The organism is Methyloparacoccus sp. NF-16, assembly GCF_056880625.1.
On record NZ_CP174130.1, the window covers coordinates 2,215,600 to 2,238,063 of the forward strand.

At 63.5% G+C, this 22,464-nt stretch carries 20 protein-coding genes; 3 read left to right on the top strand and 17 right to left on the bottom strand.

Going from position 1 to position 22,464, the window contains the following annotated elements; all coding sequences use genetic code 11:
* Positions 1–6: 6 nt before the first annotated feature.
* The 7 genes from prmA to cutA all read right to left on the bottom strand — a co-directional run bounded on the left by prmA (position 7) and on the right by cutA (position 6,465).
* Positions 7–885: a 50S ribosomal protein L11 methyltransferase gene (gene prmA / locus ACH5N8_RS10535; protein ID WP_483281269.1), complete on the bottom strand. Its 879-nt coding sequence runs from the start codon at positions 883–885 to the stop codon at positions 7–9.
* A complete protein-coding gene (gene accC, locus ACH5N8_RS10540) occupies positions 885–2,231 on the bottom strand; it encodes an acetyl-CoA carboxylase biotin carboxylase subunit (RefSeq protein ID WP_483281270.1) in 1,347 nt (448 codons plus the stop codon). The genes prmA and accC overlap by 1 nt, the downstream gene beginning before the upstream one ends.
* A 45-nt stretch (positions 2,232–2,276) precedes the next feature.
* Positions 2,277–2,738 (bottom strand): acetyl-CoA carboxylase biotin carboxyl carrier protein, encoded by a 462-nt coding sequence (gene accB, locus ACH5N8_RS10545; RefSeq protein WP_460028112.1) that lies wholly within the window; start codon positions 2,736–2,738, stop codon positions 2,277–2,279.
* A gap of 5 nt (positions 2,739–2,743) precedes the next feature.
* Positions 2,744–3,196 (bottom strand): type II 3-dehydroquinate dehydratase, encoded by a 453-nt coding sequence (gene aroQ, locus ACH5N8_RS10550; protein WP_483281271.1) that lies wholly within the window; start codon positions 3,194–3,196, stop codon positions 2,744–2,746.
* A 103-nt stretch (positions 3,197–3,299) separates the two neighbouring features.
* On the bottom strand, positions 3,300–3,812 hold the full coding sequence (locus tag ACH5N8_RS10555) for a TlpA family protein disulfide reductase (RefSeq protein ID WP_483281272.1): 513 nt from the start codon (positions 3,810–3,812) through the stop codon (positions 3,300–3,302).
* Positions 3,809–6,133, bottom strand: a complete 2,325-nt coding sequence (locus tag ACH5N8_RS10560; RefSeq protein ID WP_483281273.1) for a protein-disulfide reductase DsbD — start codon at positions 6,131–6,133, stop codon at positions 3,809–3,811. Before ACH5N8_RS10560 ends, ACH5N8_RS10555 begins: the two co-directional genes overlap by 4 nt.
* Positions 6,134–6,135: 2 nt before the next feature.
* Entirely contained in the window at positions 6,136–6,465 is a 330-nt protein-coding gene (gene cutA, locus ACH5N8_RS10565) for a divalent-cation tolerance protein CutA (protein ID WP_483281274.1), read from the bottom strand.
* A 51-nt stretch (positions 6,466–6,516) separates the two neighbouring features.
* Here cutA and ACH5N8_RS10570 point away from each other — a divergent pair, with 51 nt between their 5' ends.
* Both ACH5N8_RS10570 and ACH5N8_RS10575 read left to right on the top strand, forming a co-directional pair.
* Positions 6,517–6,954: an FxsA family protein gene (locus ACH5N8_RS10570; RefSeq protein WP_483281275.1), complete on the top strand. Its 438-nt coding sequence runs from the start codon at positions 6,517–6,519 to the stop codon at positions 6,952–6,954.
* A 111-nt stretch (positions 6,955–7,065) separates the two neighbouring features.
* Positions 7,066–7,572: a redoxin family protein gene (locus tag ACH5N8_RS10575; RefSeq protein ID WP_483281276.1), complete on the top strand. Its 507-nt coding sequence runs from the start codon at positions 7,066–7,068 to the stop codon at positions 7,570–7,572.
* Positions 7,573–7,597: 25 nt separating this feature from the next.
* On the opposite strand, the gene ACH5N8_RS10580 is transcribed toward ACH5N8_RS10575, so the two are convergent.
* The 10 genes from ACH5N8_RS10580 to rpiB form a co-directional block, all read right to left on the bottom strand.
* Positions 7,598–9,556 (bottom strand): hypothetical protein, encoded by a 1,959-nt coding sequence (locus tag ACH5N8_RS10580; RefSeq protein WP_483281277.1) that lies wholly within the window; start codon positions 9,554–9,556, stop codon positions 7,598–7,600.
* A gap of 106 nt (positions 9,557–9,662) precedes the next feature.
* Positions 9,663–10,661: a formate dehydrogenase accessory protein FdhE gene (locus tag ACH5N8_RS10585; protein WP_483281278.1), complete on the bottom strand. Its 999-nt coding sequence runs from the start codon at positions 10,659–10,661 to the stop codon at positions 9,663–9,665.
* On the bottom strand, positions 10,658–11,302 hold the full coding sequence (locus ACH5N8_RS10590) for a formate dehydrogenase subunit gamma (protein WP_483281279.1): 645 nt from the start codon (positions 11,300–11,302) through the stop codon (positions 10,658–10,660). The genes ACH5N8_RS10585 and ACH5N8_RS10590 overlap by 4 nt, the downstream gene beginning before the upstream one ends.
* Positions 11,299–12,171: a formate dehydrogenase subunit beta gene (fdxH, locus tag ACH5N8_RS10595; protein ID WP_483281280.1), complete on the bottom strand. Its 873-nt coding sequence runs from the start codon at positions 12,169–12,171 to the stop codon at positions 11,299–11,301. The genes ACH5N8_RS10590 and fdxH overlap by 4 nt, the downstream gene beginning before the upstream one ends.
* Positions 12,172–12,174: 3 nt before the next feature.
* Positions 12,175–15,366, bottom strand: a complete 3,192-nt coding sequence (fdnG, locus tag ACH5N8_RS10600; RefSeq protein WP_483281281.1) for a formate dehydrogenase-N subunit alpha — start codon at positions 15,364–15,366, stop codon at positions 12,175–12,177.
* Between the two features lie 591 nt (positions 15,367–15,957).
* Positions 15,958–17,973 carry a DUF2075 domain-containing protein gene (locus ACH5N8_RS10605; protein WP_483281282.1) on the bottom strand — a complete coding sequence of 672 codons (2,016 nt, stop codon included), beginning with the start codon at positions 17,971–17,973 and terminating at the stop codon, positions 15,958–15,960.
* A gap of 219 nt (positions 17,974–18,192) precedes the next feature.
* Positions 18,193–18,399, bottom strand: coding sequence for a hypothetical protein (locus ACH5N8_RS10610; protein ID WP_483281283.1), 207 nt, complete (start codon positions 18,397–18,399; stop codon positions 18,193–18,195).
* A 349-nt stretch (positions 18,400–18,748) separates the two neighbouring features.
* The gene (locus ACH5N8_RS10615; RefSeq protein ID WP_483281284.1) at positions 18,749–19,360 is read right to left on the bottom strand and encodes a DUF4276 family protein; all 612 of its coding nucleotides are present in this window, start codon (positions 19,358–19,360) and stop codon (positions 18,749–18,751) included.
* Positions 19,360–20,565: an AAA family ATPase gene (locus ACH5N8_RS10620; protein ID WP_483281285.1), complete on the bottom strand. Its 1,206-nt coding sequence runs from the start codon at positions 20,563–20,565 to the stop codon at positions 19,360–19,362. The genes ACH5N8_RS10615 and ACH5N8_RS10620 overlap by 1 nt, the downstream gene beginning before the upstream one ends.
* Positions 20,566–20,830: 265 nt before the next feature.
* Positions 20,831–21,259 carry a ribose 5-phosphate isomerase B gene (gene rpiB / locus ACH5N8_RS10625; RefSeq protein ID WP_483281286.1) on the bottom strand — a complete coding sequence of 143 codons (429 nt, stop codon included), beginning with the start codon at positions 21,257–21,259 and terminating at the stop codon, positions 20,831–20,833.
* A 183-nt stretch (positions 21,260–21,442) separates the two neighbouring features.
* Between rpiB and ACH5N8_RS10630 the strand changes: the two genes are divergently transcribed.
* On the top strand, positions 21,443–22,459 hold the full coding sequence (locus ACH5N8_RS10630) for a Gfo/Idh/MocA family protein (RefSeq protein WP_483281287.1): 1,017 nt from the start codon (positions 21,443–21,445) through the stop codon (positions 22,457–22,459).
* Positions 22,460–22,464 lie beyond the last annotated feature (5 nt).

Here is a 22,464-nt window from a genome sequence, read left to right on the forward strand (position 1 = left end):
GACGAATCAGGCGTTGCGCTTGACGCCGCTCAGCAGCGCCCATTCCTCGCGCAGCCTTGCCGGCGCGAACGCGACACGATCGGCATAGGCGGCCTCGACCTCTGCGGCCTGTTCGGCCAGGAGCCCCGACAGCGCCAGCCGACCGCCCGGCCGCAACGGCGCGAGGATGGCATCGGCCAGTGCCACCAGGGGACCGGCGAGAATGTTCGCGACCACCACATCGGCGGAGGCGAGCGGGCGGCCATCCGGCTGGCCCAGCATCAGCCGCGACGCGACGCCATTCTTGCGGGCGTTATCCTCGCTGGCGATCAGGGCCTGCGGGTCGATGTCGACACCCTGCGCCTGCGCGGCGCCCAGCTTCAGCGCGGCGACGGCAAGAATGCCGGAGCCGCAGCCGTAATCCAGCACCCGCCGGCCGGCCAGGTCGAGTCCGTCCAGCCATTCGAGGCACAGGGCCGTGGTCGGATGGGTGCCGGTGCCGAACGCCAGCCCGGGGTCGAGCATCACGTTGACCGCGTCGGGCTCCGGCGGCGCGAAGCCGCTGGGGCAGATCCACAGTCGCCGGCCGAAGCGCATGGGCCGGAAATGTTCCAGCCAGGCCCGTTCCCAGACCTGATCCTCAAGTGTCGCGCTGTCCCAAGTGGTGATCTGACCATCGAAGGCCCGGCGGGCGCTGGCCTCCAGGCCCGCCGTGTCGATATCGGCCTCGAACAGCGCCGTCACCCGCGTCTGCTGCCACAGGGGTGTTTCGCCGGGCAGTGGTTCGAACAGCGGCTGGTCGCCGGCGTCGTCGAAGCTCACCGATAGGGCGCCACGCGCCAGGAACCAGTCGGCCACCGGCTCCGCCAGCGCCGCCGCCACGGTGGCCGACAGCTGACGCCACATCAGTGCTTCAGTCCCAGCTTCTTTTCCAGATAGTGGATGTTCTGCCCGCCGGCATCGAAGCCCGGATCGTTGATGATGTCGAGCAGCAGCGGGATGTTGCAGTTGATGCCGCCGATGACCATCTCGTTGAGTGCCGTGCGCATGCGGGCGATGGCGCTGGCGCGGTCCTCGCCGTGGGCGATGAGCTTGCCGATCATCGAGTCGTAGTACGGCGGTACCTTGTAGCCATTGTAGATATGGGTCTCGACGCGGATGCCGGGACCGCCGGGCATGTGGAACTGCTCGATCAGGCCGGGGCTGGGGATGAAGCTGCGCGGGTCCTCGGCATTGATGCGGCATTCGATGGCATGGCCGCGCAGCCGGACATCGGACTGCCGGAAGGAGAGCGGCTCGCCCGAGGCGACCAGCAGTTGCTCCTTGACGATGTCGAAGCCGGTGATCATCTCGGTCACCGGGTGCTCGACCTGGACGCGGGTATTCATCTCGATGAAGTAGAACTCGCCGTCCTGGTAGAGGAACTCGAAGGTGCCGGCACCGAGATAGCCGATTTCCTGGCAGGCCCTGACGCAGCGCAGGCCCATTGCCTGGCGCTTTTCCTCGCTGATGCCAGGCGCCGGGGCCTCCTCCACCACCTTCTGATGGCGGCGCTGCATGGAGCAGTCGCGCTCGCCCAGGTGCACACAGTTGCCGTGGCTGTCGGCGATCAGCTGGAATTCGACATGCCGCGGGTTCTCGAGAAATTTCTCCATGTAGACCATGTCGTTGCCGAACGCCGCCGCCGCCTCGCCCTTGGTCAGCGTGATGGCGCTGTGCAGGTTGGCCTCGCTGTGCACCACGCGCATGCCGCGGCCACCGCCGCCGCCGGCGGCCTTGATGATGATGGGGAAACCGATGCGCTTGGCGATCCTGAGGTTTTCCTCGTAGTCGTCGCCCAAGGGCCCGTCCGAGCCCGGCAGGCAGGGAATGCCGGCCTTCTTCATGGCCTCGATGGCCGATACCTTGTCACCCATGACGCGGATGGTCTCGGGCTTCGGGCCGATGAAGATGAAGCCACTCTGGATCACCCGCTCGGCGAAGTCCGCGTTCTCCGACAGGAAGCCATAGCCGGGGTGAATGGCCACAGAGTCCGTCACCTCGGCCGCGCTGATGATGGCCGGCACATTCAGGTAGCTCTCCTTGGAGGGCGCGGGGCCGATGCAGACCGACTCGTCGGCCAGGCGCACGTGCTTGAGGTCGCGGTCGGCCTCGGAGTGGACGGCGACGGCCTTGATGCCGAGCTCCCGGCAGGCCCGCAGGATACGCAGGGCGATTTCGCCCCGATTGGCAATCAGGATTTTACCGATCATGGTTGAAGTCCGGGGAAATGGACGAGGATGGACGCCGGCGCCGGCTTACTCGATGACGAACAGCGGCTGGTTGTATTCGACGGGCTGGGCGTTCTCGACCAGGATCTTGGTCACCTTGCCGGCCTTGTCCGCCTCGATCTGATTGAGGATCTTCATGGCCTCGATGATGCAGAGCGTATCGCCCGCCTCGACCCGCTGGCCCAGCTCGACGAATACCTTGGCGCCGGGCGTCGGCGATCGGTAGAAGGTGCCCACCATCGGCGAGCGCACGATGTGGCCGGTGAGCGGATCGGCCTCGCCCTTGCGGGCGGCCGGCTCGGCAGCCGGGGCCAGTCCGGCCTGGGCCAGCGGCGCTGCCGCGGGCGGTGCGGCATACACCGGGGCCGGCGGCACCAGGGCACTGAGCCGGCTGATGCGGACGGATTCTTCCCCCTCGTGAATCTCGATCTCGGCGACGTCGGATTCGCCGATCATGTCGATCAATTTTTTTATTTTTCGAATATCCATAGGTTTTACTGACCTTGCTGTGAATGGAGGGCATCGCTGGCGGCCTGCAGGGCCAGCTCGTATCCGATCGGGCCCAGACCGCAGATCACGCCGCGGGCAATATCGGACAGATAGGAACGATGGCGAAAGGATTCCCGGGCGTGGACATTCGAGAGGTGCACCTCGATGAACGGTATCCGCGTCGCCAGCAAGGCGTCCCGCAAGGCGATGCTGGTATGGGTATAGGCGCCGGGATTGATGAGGATGAAATCCACGCCCTCATGGTAGGCGGCATGGATGCGCTCGATGAGTTCGTGCTCGGCATTGCTCTGGAAACAGACGAGCCGATGGCCCAGTCGCCGGCCCGATTCGCCCAGGGCCGCCTCGATCCCGGCCAGGGTTTGCCGACCATAGACTCCCGGCTCGCGCACCCCCAGCAGGTTCAGGTTCGGACCGTTGAGGACGAGGATGCTGGCCATTGGGAGGGAAAGGGTTCAGAAGCGCCGAAAAGCGCCGGTATTTTGCCGAAACCTCGTCCCGATGTCCATGAAACGCGCCATTGGCGCAAAAGCCGCGAGCAGGCTATGGCGGGGTTCCCAGCAGGGGTAAAACCTGTTCCAGCACCATTTCGCGCCGGAACAAACCGGTATGGGCGAAAACCTGCCGTCCGTCGCGGTCGAAAACCACCGAGAACGGCAGGGCGGAAAGCCGATTGCCCAGACTGTCGGCCCAGTCCGGGATCCGCGCATCGCCAACGAGCACCGGGTAATTGACCGGATGCCGGGCCAGGTAGGCGCGGACTTCGCCCGGGTCGTCGATGGCGATGCCGACGAACTGCAGGCCACGCCCGCCGAGTTCCGCCTGCAGGGCCGCGAAGGCCGGCATCTCCTCCCGGCAGGGCGGACACCAGGTGGCCCAGAAGTTCACCACCAGCACCTGGCCGCGCCAATCGGCGAGCCGGTGGGCATGACCATCGAGATCGACCAGCGTCGGTTCGGGCAGGGGAGCCGGCAACCGGGTCGATAGCAGGCGATGGGCCAGGAAACCCGCGATCAGGGCCAGCAGCGCCAGCATGGCCAGCAACAGCCGCCTCATGGATGCAGAACCTTGTTGACGTGCCCCAGGAAGGCGTCGGCCTCCAGGTAGCCAATCACGCGCAACGGCTTGCGCTCGGCGCCATCGGGAGCGAAAAACAGCGTCGCCGGCGGGCCGACCAGGCCGAAATGCTTCATCAGCGCAGCATTGGCCTCGGAATTCTCGGTGACGTCCGCCTTCAGCAACAACAGGGGACTCAGGGCCTCGATCACCCGCGGATCGGTGAAGGTATAGCGTTCCATCTCCTTGCAGGACACGCACCAGTCGGCATAGAAATCCAGCATCACCGTCTGGCCGCGCGCCGCGGCGTCGGCCAGCATGCGGTTCAGTTCGGCCAGCGACCCGACCGACCGGAATGCCAGCTTCGCCGGCCCCGGCGGCCGGGCGCCGGCCGCCGACGGCAAACCGGCCAGGCCGCGCAACGGCTGCAAGGGATCGGGGTTGTTGGCGGCAACGCCGATCAGCATCAGCACGCCATAGGCCAGCATGGCGATCCCGATGCCTTTCCACAGCCTGCGCCAGCCCGAGGCAGCCGACGGCAGCGCGTCCAGCGCGCCCATGTAGATGGCCGGCACGATCAGCAGCAGGGCCCACAGCAGCAGGGTGACCGCCGGCGGCAGGACACGGTCCAGCAGCCAGACCGCAATGGCCAGGAGCCCGACGCCGAACACCGCCTTGACGGCATTCATCCACACCCCGGCACGCGGCAGCAGCTTGCCGGCCGAAGCGCCGATGGCGAGCAGCGGCAGCCCCATGCCCAGCCCCAGAGCGAACAGCGCCAGGCCACCGAGCAGGGCGTCGCCGGTCTGACCGATGTAGATCAGCGCGCCCGCTAGCGGCGCGGCGACGCAGGGCCCGACGATCAGGGCCGAAAGCGCACCCATCAGGGCCGCGCCGGTCAGCGTGCCGCCCTGCTGCCGGTTGCTCAGGCGGGCGAGGCGCGCCTGCAGAAAGCCGGGCAGCTGGAGGCTGAAGAGATCGAACATCGACAGCGCCAGGATCACGAAGACGGCGCTGAACGCCAGGATGATCCGCGGTTCCTGGAACAAGGCCTGGAGATTGCTGCCGAACAGCCCGGCCAGTACGCCGAATACCGTATAGGCCAGCGCGGAGGCCAGCACGTAGCTCAGCGACAGCAAGAGCGCCCGGCCGGTGGTGATCTTGTGGCCATGGCCGACGATGATGCCGGACAGGATCGGGATCATCGGGAAAATGCAGGGCGTGAAGGCCAGCAGCACACCCATGCCGAGGAAGCTCAGCGCGGTCAGCCACACCGAATCCTTCCTGAGGCTGTCGACGATGGCGCACTGCTCGGACAGGCCTTCGGTCTCCACGAAGCCCTCGGGCGAACCGGCCTCGCATTCGCCGGCAAGGCTCGGGGCCTGCCCCGGCTGCGCCGGCGGCGGCGCGGCCCCCGGCTCGCCGGCCGGGACCTCCAGGACTGCCGTTTTCTCCATCGGCGGATAGCAGACACCGCGATCCGCACAGCCCTGGAAAGCGGCCTTCAGCACGATCCTGGCGGCCCGGCCATGGGTCCGCTGCAAGGGCACGGTAAAGCCGATATCCTCGTGAAACACTTCCACGGCGCCGAACTCGGGGTCCTGCTTCGGCTCGCCACGGGGGATGTCGTGGCGTCCCAGCGCCAGGCCGTCGGTCTCCGCCAGGGTCAGGACGAACTTCTCCCGGTACAGGTAGTAGCCGGGCGCGACCTGCCAGCCGACCCAGAGCGTATGGGCGTCGCGCACCTCGGCATGGAAACGGAAGGCTTCGTCGGGAGGCAGCAGCTCGCCCTGCCCGCCCGGTTTCAGGCCCAGCGCCTTGAAGACATCCCGCATGCCGGCGCCCACGTCGTTGGCCGCCACCTGCACCGGCGCAACCGGCCAGTTCAGGGCGACCGTCTGCTTCACCGGCGTATAGCAGACACCGGCGTCGGCGCAGCCCTGTGAAGTCACCTGAATGCGGGCTTCGGTGGCGCCGTCATCGCGGCGGATCAGCGGCACCCGGATGTCGACATGGCCGTGATAGACCTCCATGAGGCCGTTGTTCTCGTCATGCTCGGTCGTGCCCCGCGGCATGTCCGGCCGGCCGAGCTCGATGCCCGGGGTCCTGGAGACGAACTTCAGCCGCTCGCGGTACAGGTGGTAACCCTCGGCGATATCCCAGCTGAACACCGCCTGGCTCTTTTCCAGGCGGTAGGACAGCCGGAACGCCGCGTCGCTGCTCAGCAGTTCCTCGCTGGCGAGGGCCAGGACACGCAGCGGCGCGGCCAGAGCCAGACCGAGCAGCAGCAGGCGCAACATCATCAGACCCAGACCCGGCATGCTCACCCCTCCCCGCACAGCCACTGGCCGATCCACGCCAGATAGGACGGGTTGCCCGCCTCGATCGGAACCGCGACGATTTCCGGCACCGCGTAGGGATGCCGCTCGCCGATCGCCGCCTGCAGACGCGGGTAGCCGTGGCGTGCCGTCTTGATGATCAGCAGATGCTCCTCGGTGGTCTCCACTTGCCCCTCCCAGCCATAGATCGAGGTCAGTCCCGGTAGAACGTTGACGCAGGCGGCCAGCCGCTCCTCGACCAGACCGGCGGCCAGGGTGCGGGCTGTCGCGGCGTCCGGACAGGTACAGAAAACTAGACAGTAGGCGTCAGGCATGGCACAAAGCCCGGCAACAAAGTCACGGGATTCTAAACCGCAAAATTCAACATGAATATGAGCCGCCCCTTTTTGTTGCTCGCCGCCGCCCTGCCCTTCATCGAAATCCTGGCCCTGATCCGGCTGGTCACCGCGCTGGGATTCCTGGCGACGCTGGCATGGCTGCTGCTGGCCGCCGCGGCGGGCTTCGCGCTCATCCAGCGGCAGGGCCTGTCGGCCCTGACCCGCTCGCAACAGGCGCTGGCGCGTGGCGAGTTGCCGACCCAGGACGTGGTGAACAGCGGCATCGCCGTGCTGGGGGGCGTGCTGCTGATCGTGCCCGGCCCGTTCAGCGACCTGCTGGCGTTGCCATGCCTGGTACCGGCGACGCGCCGGCGGCTGGCCGACCGGCTCATCGCCGCCCGCTTCGCCGTGCCGGGCGCACCCGGTGTTTCCCCGGCGGCCCGCCCCGATTCGGTCATCGAGGGAGAATTCCGCCGCGAGGACTGACGCGGCGGCCATCCCCATGATTTCAGTGGGGTTTTTCCCGGCAACCGCTTTGACTTGCGGTAACGCTTGGGCCATCCTCTGGGCCCCTCAATCCCTGTCAGGAGACACACCATGACCATCCAAGTGGGAGCATCGCTGCCTGCCGGCAAGCTGATCGAATGCAGCACATTCGACCCGGACAACGGCTGTCCGGCCAATCCGGAGACCCTGGACGTAACCGCGCAGCTCAAGGGCAGGAAGATCGTCATCTTCGGTCTGCCCGGCGCCTTCACGCCGACCTGCTCGCTCAAGCACCTGCCCGGCTATGTCGAGCAATATGCTGCCCTGAAGGCCAAGGGCGTCGACGAGATCTGGTGCCTGGCGGTGAACGATCACTTTGTCATGGCGGCCTGGGGCCGCGAGCAGCAGGCCATCGGCAAGGTGCGGATGATGGCCGACGGCAGCGCTGAATATGTCAGGCAACTGGGCCTGGACCGCGACCTGACCGCCAACGGCATGGGCATCCGCTCGCAGCGCTTCGCCATGATCGTCGATGACGGCGTGGTGCAGTACCTCGGTGTCGAAGGCTCGGGGCAGTTCGGGGTTTCCAGCGCCGAGGGCGTGCTGGCGCAGCTCTAGGGTTGCCGCTGCGCGCCGGCCGGGTTCAATCGGCAGCGGTGAACAGGTCGAGACTGCGCCCCAGCCAGTAGGCGAACAGGAAATCGGCGCCCGGGTAATCCACCGCGACGCTGCTGGCCTTGTACTCCAGTGGCGAGTGCTTCCAGGCATACACCGTGTAGGCACTGGCCTCGAACAGTGGCATCATGCGCTGGGACTGGGTGCGGTCGTTGTCCTCCCAGTCGAACTTCCAGGGCGCCGACGGAAACGGCGACATGACGAAGTCGGAGCGAATGCGGTGATCGATGGCCAGCCTGGGCTTGGGCGCCGGCAGTTCGCGCAGGCGCCAGAGCGCGGCCTGGGCGGCATCGCTGTGCGGCAGCGTGCCGAGGCGGGCGAACAGCACGCTCCACGGGCCCAGCGGCACCCGCGAGAAATCGTGATAGACCGCCTCCACCCCGCGCCGGAGCACGCTGCAACTGTCGATGCCGGGCAGGGGTGACCGCTCGCTGAGCAGATTGAACAGCAGATACTGCACGGCGGCGAGGTGCGTGCCGCTCCAATCGGCGATGCCATAGGAGTAGACGGTGGAACTGCCTGCGCCAAGGTTCGCCGCCTGGCGGTTCCACTCCTTGCGGGCCGCCCGGATGACCAGTGGATCGCCCGTCGTATAGGCCGCCAGCCACAACGCCGCCAGGCGGTTGTAGCCGCTCGCCTGCGCCACCTGGAGCTGGCTAGCCACCTGCACGCTGTTGTCGTGCAGACGCTGGCAAAAGGCGGCATGGCCTTCCCGGCCATCCTCGCAGACAGCAGCCTGGGCCATCGCCATGCCCAGCATGACGCCCTTGTACATGTCGTTGTTGCCGCCCGCCTCCCATTCCAGATGCGCCAGGGTGCCCTGCCCCGGATACCAAGGCGGAACCGGACGTCCCTCGGCCTTGCGCAGGGTGCGGGCGAAGATGCGGCGGTTGCCCGTGATCTCCAGCAGCGTCATCAGGCCCTCCACGCTGCGGACAAGGTTGTCCCGCGCGGCCGGATCGGCAGTCAGCCGATGGCGCAGGGCCTGGCTGGCGGCGTAGGCGCCGGTCCACAGGGCCGCATCGTGGCTCGGATAGCCCTTGCCCTCGGCATCGACGAACTCGAACAGCAGCCCGGTAGCGGCATCGATGGCCCGCTCGGCCGTGACCCGGTCGAAATGCTCGGCCTTGCCTGCCAGCGTCCATTTGAAGGCATCCGCCCGCGCCAGGGTTTCCTGCAGGCTGATGGGATCGACGATCTTGTCCACGACCCGCAGCCGGTCCCCGTGGCGCTGGTAGTAATCGAAATCGGTGCGGTCGGACACCGCAATATGGACGGGATTACGGAACGCCGGCAGGTCCGTATAGGGCAACACCGCAGGCAATTGCCGGTAGCTCTTGAACAGGTCGAACAGAAAGTCCCGGACGCTTCCCGGAACGGCCACATGGGTGGGCGTCTCGCGCAGATACCCGACGAAGATGGGCATATCGCCGCCCGGCTCCGGCAGGCTCCAGGTTTCCGGACCCACCCGTTCGCCGGCCTGGCCCAGCACGTAGGTCCCCTGCAGCGAACCCTGCGCCGGCAGGAACTGCCCGGTCACCGGCACCGGAAGCTGTTCGGCCTGCCGGCGAATCAGGGCTCCGCGCTGGCGCACGAAGTCCGCCTTGCGCAGACTGGCTGCCACCTGGTAACCGCCGCCCGCCAGGGGTTCCGCCGTACCCTGCCAGACCCAGGACAGCCCGCGGTCGTCCTCGACCCGGACGGTATCGGCATAATCGATGACGCGAAGGAAGCGGAAACCCGCCCCTTCGGCCGGGATCAGCTGGACCCGGCCGGTATAGTCACCGCGCTCGTCGTGGCCCTCGACCTGCCATACGGTACTGCCGCCTGCCGCCAGCGCGGGCATCGGCGACAGCAGCCAGCCGGACAGCGCCAGTGCCACCAGAGACAGGCCGGACCGGCCCGTCGGGGTTTGCCACAGATTCATGGCCAGACCTCCATGCAGGGGAATAAAGACGGGGCGTCAACAAGGCCGCAAGGAACCGGCATCCCCCCGGAACAGGCGGGTTACCGGACCTCTAACGGCCATGGCTTCATTCTCCCGGGAACAGGCAGGGATTGAAACCGGAACGGGCAAAACCCTGCTCGGCGAGCAGGACGTCGAGCGCCAGCGTGGCCAGATCGTCGGCGATGGCGTTGGCGCCGGGCAGGCGGCTGCGGTCGACCTGCTTGAGGTAGGCACGGCAATCACCGCAGGTTGCCGCCTTCACTACGCCGCCACCCCCCTCGATCTCCACGAAGGCCATGGCCTTCTGACTGCCGCAGTGGGCGCACTGGATGCGTGGAAACAGCCATTCGCTGGCGCACAAACCGCAATGCAGATAACGCAGCCCCGATGCCTCGCCCCATGCCCGCAGCACACTCGCCACCGGCCAGCCACCACAGACGGGACAGACAGGGGATGCGGCCGGGCGGCCGGCAGCGACAGGCGCCAGACGGCTGGCGCGCTGGGCCAGCAGGACCTGCAGGCCGGTGGCGACGAAGGGCAGTACCGCGGCATCGCCGGGCCGGCATTCGCCGGAGAGCAGCCCTGCCAACCAGCGGCCGACTGCGTCCGGGGTGGCGCCGATCAGCCGGCGCGAGGTCTCGCCCACATCCGGAGTAACCGGGGGAAGCGCGGCCGCCAGTCGTTGCAGCAGGGGCGGAAGGGAAAGCGCCCAGACCTCGTCCTGCAATGACAGGGGCGGCTGCCATGGCGGAAAATCCTGTCCGGCCTGACCGTCCGCCAGCGGGCGTGGGGATGCGGACGGTTCTCCCGAAGCCTCCGTGGATGCCCCGTCAGGACCGGCGCCCCTCTCCCGCGCCACGGCGCCGCCCGTGCCGTCATGCCGCATGAGATCGGCATCCCGTTCGGCGCTCAGCGCCGCCTGGCGTTCGGCCAGCGTCGCCAGCAACGACAGATAGCCGGACAGGCCGGGCGTGAGCGCGGCCAGCTCGCGCAGGCGCCGGGCACGGTGGGTAAATAGACTGCGGGGTTCCGGCAGCCGGATGGCCGGGGGCTGGCCAGCGTCCGTGCCGGCACCGGGGTTCACGGTTCGTCCCCGCCCTGCTCGACCTGCCGGAGCCAGCCGGGATGGTGCTTGCGCGCCCAGGCGCGGCTGACGGTGCCGCGCACCATGGCCCCGACTGTGCCGCGTATCCAGATGGCCGCATAGATATGGACGATGATGCCGGAGATCATGACGAAGGCGCAGACGGCATGCAGCAGCACGGCGATGCGGATGAGGTCGATCGGAAAATACCCGGCGAACCAGGGCCGCCAGATGATGATGCCGGTCGCCAGCAGCATCGGAACGGTCGCGATCAGGGTCCAGAACAGCAGCTTCTGGCCGGCGTTGTAGCGGTCGACTTCCGGCAGCCGGTCTTCCCGGTTCCGGATCACGTCGCCGATGCGCTTCAGCCACTCGACATCGTTGCGGCTGATGAGGTTGTGATGCCAGAACTTCAGCGCCAGTCCTGCAAACGACAGGAACATCACCACGCCGAGGTAGGGATGCAGGATGCGGGTCCACACCGGCCCGCCGAAAAACTGGCTGAACCAGAACATCGACGGGTGGAACAGCGCCAGCCCGGAGAACGCCAGCAGCAGGAAGGTGATGGCGGTGAGCCAGTGATTGGCGCGCTCGGCGGGCGTGTAACGCCGGATGAGGAGGGAGTGGGTTTCGGTCTTCATGCCTTGTGGTCCTCCTCCTCATCCTCAGCGTCGTTCGGGCCGATGGTCACGTAATGGAAGAAACCGGCCAGCGCCGTGAACAGCATCGCCGCCGTCGCCAGCGGTTTCATGACGCCTTTCCACAGGCCCACCGTCGGGCTGATGGTCGGCTCTTTCGGCAGGTCGTTGTAGAGCTGCGGCTGGTCGGCATGATGCAGCACATACATGACATGGGTGCCGCCGACGCCAGCCGGGTCGTATAGCCCGGCCTGATCGAAGCCGCGCTCCTTGAGATCGGCGATGCGGTCATTGGCGTGATCGATCATGTCTTCCTTGCTGCCGAACACCAGTGCCTGGGTCGGACAGGCCTTGATACAGGCCGGCTCCAGCCCGACCGATACCCGGTCGGAACAGAGCGTGCACTTGTAGGCCTTGCTGTCCTTTTTCGAGATACGCGGGACGTCGAACGGGCAGCCAGCCACGCAATAGCCGCAACCGATGCAGTGCTCCTCCTGGAAGTCGACGATGCCGTTGCTGTACTGAATGATGGCCCCCGGCGACGGGCAGGCCTTGAGGCAGCCGGGGTCGGCGCAGTGCATGCAGCCGTCCTTGCGGATCAGCCATTCCAGGGTGCCGTTCTCTTCGTGCTCGGCAAAGCGCATCAGCGTCCAGCTGTTCTCGGTCAGGTCATGCGGGTTCTGGTAGGAACCCTCGTTGATGCCGACCTCCTCGCGAAGATCGTTCCACTCCTGGCAGGCCGACTGGCAAGCCTTGCAGCCGATGCACTTGGTGACGTCGATGAGCTTGGCGACTTCCTGCTGTTGCCGTTGCTGCGGCGGGGGCGTGGTGGTGGCCGAGCGCCGGGTGATATCCAGGGATTGCAGTGACATGGCTTACACCTCCGTCCGGCCTTTCAGCAGCCGTTCCAGCAACGACAGTTTGGGGGTGGCGCCCGTCTTGCCCTCCCAGCGGCGGCTCGGCGCCGGCGGGTTGGGCAATTCGGCATGCCGAGCCGCCGGCCCGGTGACCTTCTCTACCTTGACCAGAAACGCCTTGAATTCCGGCGTCTGCGTATTGGCGTCGCCGAGATAGGGCGTCAGGTTGTTGCAGAAGAAGCCCTTGCGCGTCTCGCCCATGAAACCCCAGTGCACCGGAATGCCGATCTGATGCAGCGGCTTGCCGGCTACGGTCAGCACCGGCAGGCGCTTCGTGACCACGGCCACGGCGCGAATGTGGCCGCGTTTCGAGTGGACCTGGACGATCTCGCCATTCGCGATGCCCAGCTCCTTCGCCAGCGCCTCGCCGATCTCGACGAACTGCTCCGGCTGCAGCGAGGCATTGATGCGGACATGGTTGGTCCAGGTATTGAACAGTTCGGTGATGCGATAGGTGGTCGCCACGATGGGGAACTCACCGCTCTCGCCCAGCATGGCGCGATCCTTGTCGAAGACCCGAGCTGCCGGATTGCTGATCACCTTCGGGTGTAGCGGGTTGCTGCCCAGCGGCGTCTCGAAGGGTTCGTAATGCTCGGGGAATGGCCCGTCCGCCAGCTTATCGGCGCCGAACAGTCGGCCCACGCCTTCGGCATTCATGATGAACGGCAGCATGTCGCTGCCGGGCGCCTGATCGGCCTTGAAGTCGGGCACGTCGCAGCCGGTCCAGCGCTGGCCATCCCATTCCAGAATCCGCCGTTTGGGGTCCCAAGGCTGGCCGGAGGGGTCGCAGGAAGCCCGGTTGTAGAGAATCCTGCGGTTGGCCGGCCAGGACCAGGCCCAGCCGGGCGAGATCCCCTGACCGCTGGGGTCGGACGGATCGCGCCGCGCCATCTGGTTGCCGGCCTCGGTCCAGGCGCCGCTGAAGATCCAGTTGCCGCAGGCGGTGCTGCCGTCGTCGCGCAACTGATGAAACCCGTCGAGTTGCTGGCCCTTGCGCAACTGGACCCTCCCGGTATCCCCGGGGTCGACCAGATCGGCCAAGGCCTGCCCGTTGTACTCGCGGGCCAGCTCGCCCGGGGTAGGATCGTGCGGATTGCGGTAGGGCCAGTGCAGATGCCGGATCGGCTCATGGAAAGCGCCGCCTTCCTTCCCGTAAAGTTCGCGAAGCCGCAGGAACAGATCGGACATGATCTCGATATCGGTCTTCGCCTCGCCGGGCGGTTCCGCGCCCTTCCAGTGCCATTGCAGCCAGCGCGAACTGTTGACCAGCGAGCCGTCCTCCTCGGCAAAACAGGTGGTCGGCAGCCGGAACACCTCGGTCTGGATGTCGGCGGGATTAACGTCGTTGTGCTCGCCATGGTTCTGCCAGAACTCGGAGGTCTCGGTCGCTAGCGGGTCCATGACCACCATGAACTTGAGTTTGGCCATACCCCCGCGGACCTTGTTCTTGTCCGGGTAGGAGGCCAGCGGATTGAAGCCCTGACAGAGGAAACCGTTGACCTTGCCTTCGGCCATGAGATCGAACAGCCGCAGGCTGTCATAGGGCTTGTCCAGCTTGGGCAGCCAGTCGTAGGCGAAATCGTTGTCGGCGGTCGCCGCCGCGCCATACCAGGCTTTCATCAGGCTGGTATGGAACCTGGGGAAATTCGACCAGTAGCTCCATTGCCCCGGCCGCAGTGGCTTGAGGGTCCGTTTGGCCAGGTAGCCGGCCCGGTCGGACTCGTGATCACGCGGCAGGGTCATGTAGCCCGGCAGCATCTCGGTCAGGAGGCCGAGATCGCTCAGGCCCTGAATGTTGGAATGGCCCCGCAGGGCGTTCACCCCGCCGCCGCTGAGGCCGATATTGCCCAGCAGCAACTGGATCATGGCCATGACGCGGATGTTCTGCACGCCGACCGAGTGATGCGTCCAGCCCAGCGCATAGAGGCTGGTCAGGGCCCGGTCTGGTGTGGCGGTCGATGCGATCAGCTCGCAGACCTTGAGGAAGGATGCGACCGGCGTGCCGCAGAGTTCGTGCACCTGTTCGGGCTTGTAACGGTCGACATGAGTCTTCAGCAGGTTGAGCACGCAGCGCGGATGCTGAAGCGTGTCATCCACCTTGGCATAGCCTTGGTCATCCAGCTCGTAGGTCCAGGTCGTCCTGTCGTAGCGGACTTCCGGGTTGTTGGCGTCGTAGCCGCTGAACAGGCCATCCTCGAAGCGAAAATCCTCGCGCACGATGAATGCGGCATTGGTGTAAGCCTTCACATAAGCCGGGTTGATGGCGTCCTTCTCCAGCAGGTAGCGGATGACACCATTGAGAAAGGCGATGTCCGAGCCGGCACGGATCGGCACGTACAGGTCCGCCACCGCCGCGGTGCGTGTGAAGCGCGGATCAACCACGATCAGCTTGGCCTTGTTGCGCGCCTTGGCCTCCACCGCCCACTTGAAGCCGACCGGATGCGCCTCGGCCGGGTTGCCGCCCATGGCGATGATGACGTCGGCATGCTGGATGTTCATCCAGGTGTTGGTCATCGCCCCGCGGCCGAAGCTGGACGCCAGCGCCGTCACCGAGGGCGCGTGACAGATCCGCGCCTGGCTGTCGATCATGACCATGCCCAGCGCCCGGGCGACCTTGTTGGTGAGATAGCCGGTCTCGTTGGAGGCCGCCGAGGCGGCCAGGAAACCGGTCGACACCCAGCGGTTGACGGTCTGGCCCTGGTCATTCCTGGCGATGAAATTGGCGTCGCGGTCGTCCTTGACCCGCCGGGCGATCTGCTCCATCGCCCAGTCCCAGGATACGCGCTGCCACTCGCGGCTGCCGGGTGCCCGGTACTCCGGGTAACGCAGGCGCGTCTTGCTGTGGACGAAGGACAGCAAGCCTGAACCCTTGGGGCACAGACTGCCACGGCTGACCGGATGGTCGGGATCACCCTCGATGTGGATGATCTCCGCCTTGGCGTTCTTGGCCTTGTCGCCCAGGCTATACATGATCAGTCCGCAGGCAACCGAACAGTACGGGCAGGTGTTGCGTGTCTCGGTGGTGCGGGTCAGCTTGAAGGTGCGGACATCCGCCACCGCCGCCTCCGGCGAGAACCCCAGCGCGGCCAGCGACGAGGCCCCGAGCGAGGTCGCACTCAGCTTGAAAAACTGGCGTCGGTTGACTTGCATGTTGCGGGTGCTCCTGTCTGATCGAATGCCGCTGGATGTGGCCGGGCTACCGGGATGCGAATCGTGTCACGAATGGGCGCTGGGTGCCAAGGTTTGGGCAATGATCCACAGCTTGCTGGGGGTACAAGAGACAGCCGATCAACCTATCGTATGATGATGCGATACCCCGGGCGGCCATACGTTTTCACCACGGCGGCCCGACAGTTAGGGAAGCCCTGATTAAATCGTAAATCGGCGGCAAATGACGGTGTAAGCCATTGGTTGCTATCCAATCGGATTTATCAGAATTGAATTGATCTAAGGTTACTTAGAGAATTTCCGGCGCGTGGTGAAGCGCGATCTGGACGAAAGAGGCATTACCCATGACCTACAAAATTGGCACTCTCGCTGAATTCAAGGCCTGGACACAGCGGATTGTGCAAGACCCATCACAGGCCGAAATCCTGCCTAAACAGTGGTTCGATGCGGACACCACCGCTCAGCAGCGCCCCGGACTACCGCCGAGGCCATTGTCAAACTGAGCCTTTTCATTCGATGGTTATCGGAGTTCATAGCAAATTTATATCTTCTCATGGTCCAGGGTCTAGATACTCATATTTCATTTATCCCTAACGACCTCAAATATAAGTAAGTTGGGTCATAGAAATCACGGGCGCGGGTAGGATCACTGTCATCTCCCTCAGGTACGACTAGAACCATTCCCTGCCTCGCCCGCGTCATGAGTACGCGATAAGCGTTTTCTAGATACCGCTGGCGCTGAGCTTTATTGATCCGATTCCAGCGAGAACCCCTAAACTGATGGTGAGCCCAACAACACTGACCCAAGTTGAAGCGCAAATCTCCATCCCAAACAACACACGCCCAATCCAGTTCCAGCCCCTGAACCTGAAACTCTGTCGCGACATCTTCGAGATAATACGACGAACGTGTGTCCTCCTTCCCTTCAAGAAACCACTTGACCGGATCGGTTTTCACGCGAACATCAATGGCATGGGGCTTAAGGCGCTCAGCCTGTGAGGAAACTACGATTCCGTAACGTTCTGAACCACGTGCTTGCTCTTGCAGCCAAGCCTTGGCGCGGGATATATCTCTAGTAATAACAATTGGATAACGATCTGCCAGGGTGCTTAATGTATTCCTTGCTGATTCAACTTCAGTAGCGAGCACAGCACGCACAAAGTCACTCAACGTTTCAGCTCTAAATGAACGAATTGATGTTGCCAGGTGTAAATCTTTGTTCAGAAAGGTACTGGTGCGTTTCAGTATGAAGTTGAATGAATTACCACCTTGATACTCAGCAGAATTTAAGTTGGGGGACAAATACACATCCCAAGAATAGAACCGGCCAAGTACCGCATCAAACCATTCGCTTATCCCACCCTCGCCGATATTGATTTCCTGGCCGCTGCCGATGAGGCAAACGACAACGCACCAATCCTCATGGCGATCCATACAAGATATCAAGAATTCCGGCTCTGACTGACTGAAACCAGCATGCCCTTTCTTCTGTCGCATGAAGCTACTGGTCTGCGCCTGATCCCAGGCACGCTGAGCTTCATCGAACAGCACCACGTGTTCTGGTGGCGCTCCTGTATCCCGGAGGTATTCGTCCCGAAAGTGATGCACGTTCTGAATGAATGTCTCGACCTCCTTTTTGGCATCACCCTTGCGCATTATTTTTCCATCGAGCGAAGCCCTCTCAACTCGATCACGAGTCAGTGCCTCTCTCAGCACTGCAACTAATGGCCCATTACCAGATAAGAAAACACTGTAAGTTTTGGCGTCCCGACTAAGATGCCGATTTGCTACATCCAAACCCACCAAAGTTTTACCTGCCCCAGGTACGCCAGTGACAAAACAGATGGATTTTCTTTTAAATTTTCGAGACTTATCAATAATTTCATCTATTGCATTTGACGTAACCGTCAGATTTCGGGCGCCCGCATCGCTTCGGGAAATATTTTCAACTGCATGCCCTGCATACAGTGCGCGAGCAGCCTCAATAATAGTAGGAGTCGGCATATAGCGCCCCTTCTCCCAAGCCTCGATATCGATCGGAAAAGAAACGAAATGCGCTAATCCCTGGTTAATAACATTGACTAACTGGGTAGGCGACGCACTTATTGGGTGGACTAATCTATCATTATGTACTGTGTTTTTTATTTCAATAATCTGCTCTGTACCCTCGGTAGCAATAAGGACAGGAATGATGCATATTTCATGACTGCTTTGATGAAAGTACTTGAGATCAAGGGCGTAATCACATACTTGATCGAGTGAGCTACGACTAAAGTTTGACTCACCGACCTTGAATTCCAGGATGAACATCACATGACTAACTATTAGCACCACATCAGCGCGGCGCCCTAGCCTTGGCACTGTCAACTCAAAGTAGATGCCGGCATCACGGGCAACATCCTCACCCAGCATGGTGAGAGATTTAAGTATCCGAATTTGCTCTTCCCAAGCATTGCGCTGCGTTGTTTCGACACTCCCCACTGATTGCTGAAGCAACTCTCCGAGTATCGCTATATTTTCCTGCCGAAGAAAATTTTTAAGCTTGTCGCCATACATCCATCGGCGAATGCCGTTACCAGTGGGTTTCATTGTTTGTCTTTTGCGTTACCGGGCATTCCGACTAAATTGGCTAGCATAGATGAATTGCGGCAATCTTGAGAAAGACGCAATTTACCTGCGGCGACGGGAGGATACGGGTATCTGCCGTTAAGACCGGCGCGCTGAAGTCGGTTATTTATTAGCCGCGATTGGCTCGGCCGGGCCAGTCAAGCACTACCCACCGCCGCAAGGCTGCGAGTTCTGGAGTGTTTATCTTGTTTCGTTGGGCTTCTCAAGGGCGATGAAAGTGATGTATTCACCCATGACATCCAGCGCCAGGGTTTCGCCGGCCTGAAGCGCCGCGAGATGGGCCGAGGACAGAATGAAAAGCTCCCCGCCCCAGCGCTCGCCGAAAGGCGATGGCGTGACTTCCGGATCAAAGGCCCGATCCACGATAGCCATGGTGTTTTCTGTCATGCCGTGTCTCCGCGTTTTGCCCGCTGACCGTGGTTAAGGCGGTTGGGGCGATCTGCCGGCACCGCTAAGGATGTCCCATCAAAAGCGCCGAATGGCCGCCGGGTTTGGTGGCCATTTTCATGATGCGAGGCGAAGGGCCATCCCCCGGTGGCCTCACGGCCCTGTCCGGGGGCAGGGCGAACCCTCTCAGGCATCAATCGCCACAATCCTTGGCACATGCCAGCCGCCCTCGAACGGGGTTGAGAGGATGCCATTCCAAGACATGGTGAAGCGATCCGCAAGGCAAACCTGACAAGCCCAATTTGCTCACATGAGCAGGTCAGAAACGCGGTATTGGCGAGCATGCGGGTCATGCCAGCAGGGCCTCTACACCCTGAACGAAAATACGGAAGCTCGGCGAGCGGTTGGCCTGAGGGTCCAGGTTGGGGCCGATCCGCCGGGCGGCGTCGATTTTGGGGTAGCTGCTCTTGTATATTCCGTGCCTCTTCAGGAAACGATGCAGCGCTTCCCAGGTGCCGCCGTTGTCAGGTGTGCGAAAGATGCCGCTTCTCTCATCAATCCTCGGCAGGCTGGTGAAAGCCTGACGCAGGGCTGCCGGGTCGCCAATGAACCAGGATTCCAGTTCCTCGATGACGATGCGATTGACCACGTAAAACTGGCCATCGATGTCGGGGTCGGATTTGGTGGCAAGCGATGATCGCCTTGCAGCATCTTCGAGTTGGACCTTGAGGGCCGCGCAGTCGTCATTGTCACGGTCCACCAGCACCACCACCCGAAGATTCTCGCCGGCGGCGATGCGCTGGCGATAGGCGGCGAGGCGTTGAGGCAATGCCTTAAGCAGTTTGTATTTGCTACCCAGATTGATGAGCTTCCATTGGGCGCGTTGTTTGATCAGGCGTGGCAGCAGATGCTTCAGTGCCTCTTCGGCGGATGGCTCCTCGACCAGGAATTCGATCCGCATTACACATCATCCCCCATTGACAGGGGGTCACCCGCATCGAAATGGCCCTCCATCCAGAGTTCACCAAGGGTGGCCCCATGGTCGAGAAATGCGTCAATGCCGGGCATGTCGGCGACTCGGCGCGTTTGGGTATAACCATCCGCGGCACGAAACAGTACCCGCACTTCTTCCGGACGCAGCACATTTATGAAGAATGGCGAGTGTGTGGTCACGATCAATTGGGCACGATCCGCCGCCTGTTGGCATTCCTCGGCCAGTTCCGGCAGGAGGCGGGGATGCAGATAGTTCTCCGGTTCCTCGATGCCGATCAGTTGCGGTGGCTCGGGATCGTAGAGAACGGTCAGATAGGCCAGCAGCTTGAGGGTGCCGTCGGAGGCGAAACGCGACAGCACGGGTGTTGAGAAGGGCGCATCCTTCACCAGCAACAGCAGACGGCTGTCCTGCAAGACTTCGGCCTGCACTTTCTCGATGCGAGGGATGCGCCGCCGCAGTGTCTCGAATATCTGCTCCAGCCGTTCAGGATGCTGGTCGTGCAAATACTGAATCACATTGGGGAGATTGTTTCCGGTGGGGGAAAGGCGCTCTTCCCCGCCCGCTTCGGGATTGCCCCGGGCAGCGTCTGCAGAGAGATAGGACAGATGCCAGCCGGTGATGAAATTGCGCAGGGCTATCACGCGGGGGTTCTCCGCCAGCGTGCCCAGCGTGCTGACCGCCAACACATCGAGTCCGGAGAGCGGCTTTTCGATGCGAGTGTCGGTTGATTCCGGGGCATCTCCCGTGATGACCTTGCCCTTGCCGTATTGATAGTCGAGAAAATGAAATGGCTCTGCGGGATGGCCGCGTTTCCATCGCAGGAATTCCCGAGCCACTACTGGCCCTTTCACGTGTTCCTCGATCTCCAGGTGATAGGTGATCAGGGGTGTCTGGGGCATTTCGCGATACTGGATTTCGATGACGATGGGTCCATCCTGACCCCGGCTACGCAACTCCCTGAAACGTCCTCGGCGATCCCAAGCCTTGCGCAAGCCATCCGTAAAGCACTCAGCCAGAAAGGCGAATACGTCGAATACCGTGGACTTGCCGCTGCCGTTCGGCCCAAGCAGCACGGTCAGCGGCGTCATCTTCTCCAGCTTGATGTCCCTCAGCGCCCGGTAGTTTTTGACATGCAGTCTCTCGATGCGCGGTGGATGACTGGTTGGAGTCATTGGAATGGCTCCAGAAACCTTGCGGCATGGGCGGGGGTCAACTCACCGGAGTTGTACTCGTGAAAGATGAGCCTCAGCCCGACATGCGTGCAGTCTGAGAGCTCCTCGTTGCCGTTGTTATTCGTATCGTTCCTGGCCATGCCACACTGTGCTTGCCCGATTCCCGGGCTCGGATTTATCTGGAGGGGCACCCGGATTTTCCGAGCTTCGCGGCGGCCTGAATCAGGCCGTCATGACGTCGAGGGACCCTCCTCGGTGTCCTGCATCACGCATCAATCGCTACGATCCTCGGCACATGCCGCCCGCCCTCGAACGGGGTTGCGAGGAAGGTTTCGACAATCTTCTTGGCCATGTCCAGGGTGACGATGCGCTGACCGATGGCGATACAGTTGGCGTCGTTGTGGGAGCGGGTGAGGAAGGCGGTCTGCTCGTCGAAGGTATAGCCGCAACGGCAGCCCTTGACGCGGTTGGCGACGATGGCCTCGCCGTTGCCGCTGCCGCCGAGCACGATGCCCCGCTCGACCTCGCCCTTGACCACCGCCTCGGCACAGGGGCGAATCCAGGTCGGATAATCGGTGCGTTGGTCGCTGAAGCAGCCGTAATCCTTGACCTCATGCCCCAGCGCGGTGAGCCAGTGGCGCAAGGCCTCCTTGTAATCGAAGCCGGCGTGATCGGAAGCGATACCGATTTTCATGGGATATCCTCGTGCGAGTTGGGTTGGGCGGGCCCGGCCGGGGGACGGGTGACCGAATTCTATAGCGCGCCGCCAGCCGCGCAAGCTGGCGACTGCGCGAGATTCGGGCGCCCGGCTTGGTGCGCGGCCATGCACTCGGGTATCTTGTTGCGTCGCCGTCCCACGCCATCCTGGAGAGTCATCATGAACCAACAACCCCGATTGCGCTGGGGCATTCTCGGCGCCGCCCGCGTCAACGAGCGCCTGCTGCCCGCCATCGCCGAGGCCAGCAATGCGGAGCTGGTGGCCATCGCCAGCCGCCGTCCGGGCGCGGCGGCGGAAACCCTGGCCAGGTATGCGCCAGCCGCGACCGGGGTGCGCGCCTACAACCGCCTGGAAGCCCTGCTGGACGATGCCAGCATCCAGGCCATCTACCTGCCGATGGCCAACGAGGAACATGCCGAATGGGCCCTGCGGGTGATCGAGCGTGGCAAGCATCTCCTGTGCGAGAAGCCGATGGCCCTGAGCGTCGCGGATATCGAGGCGATCGAGACCGCCGCCGGCAAGCGCGGCGTCACCGTCATGGAAGGCTTCATGTACCGCTTCCATCCGCAGCACCAGCGGGTGCGGGAGCTGCTGGAGAGCGGCCTGATCGGCGAGGTATACAGCGTCAGGACCAGCTTCTCGTTCCAGATGCGCCCTGCCCGCCGGTACCGGCTGGCGCGCGACATCGGCCAGGGCGGCGGTGCCATGTGGGACATCGGCTGCTACGCCATCCATGCGGCGCGCATGTGGTTCGATAGCGAGCCGCTGGCGGTGACGGCCATGGCGCACCGGGTCGAGAGCGGGGCGGACATTTCCACCAGCGGCATCCTCGACTATGGTGGCGGCCGCCGCGCGCATTTCGATTTCAGCTTCGAATGCACCCGGCGCTCGGAATATGAGATCACCGGCACCAAGGGGGCCATCAAATGCCCGACAGTCTGGCAGCTGCCCGGCGACGTGCCGGAAATCCAGTGGTGGACGGAGGATGGCCGGTGCGGCGAGGAACGGCTGAAACCTGCCAACCATTTCGCGCTGGAAATCGAGGGCTTCGGCACGGCGGCGCTGAACGGCCAGCCGCCGCGACTCTCCCTGGCGGACGCCAAGGCCAACTGCCGTACCATCGTCGCCGCCCTGGAATCCGCCGCCAGCGGGCGCACCGTCCCGCTGGTCGTCTGACCGGT

What these genes read in the sequence shown, in the direction of transcription:
- prmA (WP_483281269.1), bottom strand. Translation starts at nt 885, where the DNA reads ATGTGGCGTCAGCTGTCGGCCACCGTGGCGGCGGCGCTGGCGGAGCCG.
- ACH5N8_RS10575 (WP_483281276.1), top strand. Translation starts at nt 7,066, where the DNA reads ATGACCATCCAAGTGGGAGCATCGCTGCCTGCCGGCAAGCTGATCGAA.
- ACH5N8_RS10580 (WP_483281277.1), bottom strand. Translation starts at nt 9,556, where the DNA reads ATGAATCTGTGGCAAACCCCGACGGGCCGGTCCGGCCTGTCTCTGGTG.
- rpiB (WP_483281286.1), bottom strand. Translation starts at nt 21,259, where the DNA reads ATGAAAATCGGTATCGCTTCCGATCACGCCGGCTTCGATTACAAGGAG.
- ACH5N8_RS10590 (WP_483281279.1), bottom strand. Translation starts at nt 11,302, where the DNA reads ATGAAGACCGAAACCCACTCCCTCCTCATCCGGCGTTACACGCCCGCC.
- ACH5N8_RS10555 (WP_483281272.1), bottom strand. Translation starts at nt 3,812, where the DNA reads ATGAGGCGGCTGTTGCTGGCCATGCTGGCGCTGCTGGCCCTGATCGCG.
- ACH5N8_RS10570 (WP_483281275.1), top strand. Translation starts at nt 6,517, where the DNA reads ATGAATATGAGCCGCCCCTTTTTGTTGCTCGCCGCCGCCCTGCCCTTC.
- fdxH (WP_483281280.1), bottom strand. Translation starts at nt 12,171, where the DNA reads ATGTCACTGCAATCCCTGGATATCACCCGGCGCTCGGCCACCACCACG.
- ACH5N8_RS10615 (WP_483281284.1), bottom strand. Translation starts at nt 19,360, where the DNA reads ATGCGGATCGAATTCCTGGTCGAGGAGCCATCCGCCGAAGAGGCACTG.
- ACH5N8_RS10610 (WP_483281283.1), bottom strand. Translation starts at nt 18,399, where the DNA reads ATGACAGAAAACACCATGGCTATCGTGGATCGGGCCTTTGATCCGGAA.
- ACH5N8_RS10560 (WP_483281273.1), bottom strand. Translation starts at nt 6,133, where the DNA reads ATGCCGGGTCTGGGTCTGATGATGTTGCGCCTGCTGCTGCTCGGTCTG.
- ACH5N8_RS10605 (WP_483281282.1), bottom strand. Translation starts at nt 17,973, where the DNA reads ATGAAACCCACTGGTAACGGCATTCGCCGATGGATGTATGGCGACAAG.
- fdnG (WP_483281281.1), bottom strand. Translation starts at nt 15,366, where the DNA reads ATGCAAGTCAACCGACGCCAGTTTTTCAAGCTGAGTGCGACCTCGCTC.
- ACH5N8_RS10630 (WP_483281287.1), top strand. Translation starts at nt 21,443, where the DNA reads ATGAACCAACAACCCCGATTGCGCTGGGGCATTCTCGGCGCCGCCCGC.
- ACH5N8_RS10620 (WP_483281285.1), bottom strand. Translation starts at nt 20,565, where the DNA reads ATGACTCCAACCAGTCATCCACCGCGCATCGAGAGACTGCATGTCAAA.
- accC (WP_483281270.1), bottom strand. Translation starts at nt 2,231, where the DNA reads ATGATCGGTAAAATCCTGATTGCCAATCGGGGCGAAATCGCCCTGCGT.
- cutA (WP_483281274.1), bottom strand. Translation starts at nt 6,465, where the DNA reads ATGCCTGACGCCTACTGTCTAGTTTTCTGTACCTGTCCGGACGCCGCG.
- accB (WP_460028112.1), bottom strand. Translation starts at nt 2,738, where the DNA reads ATGGATATTCGAAAAATAAAAAAATTGATCGACATGATCGGCGAATCC.
- aroQ (WP_483281271.1), bottom strand. Translation starts at nt 3,196, where the DNA reads ATGGCCAGCATCCTCGTCCTCAACGGTCCGAACCTGAACCTGCTGGGG.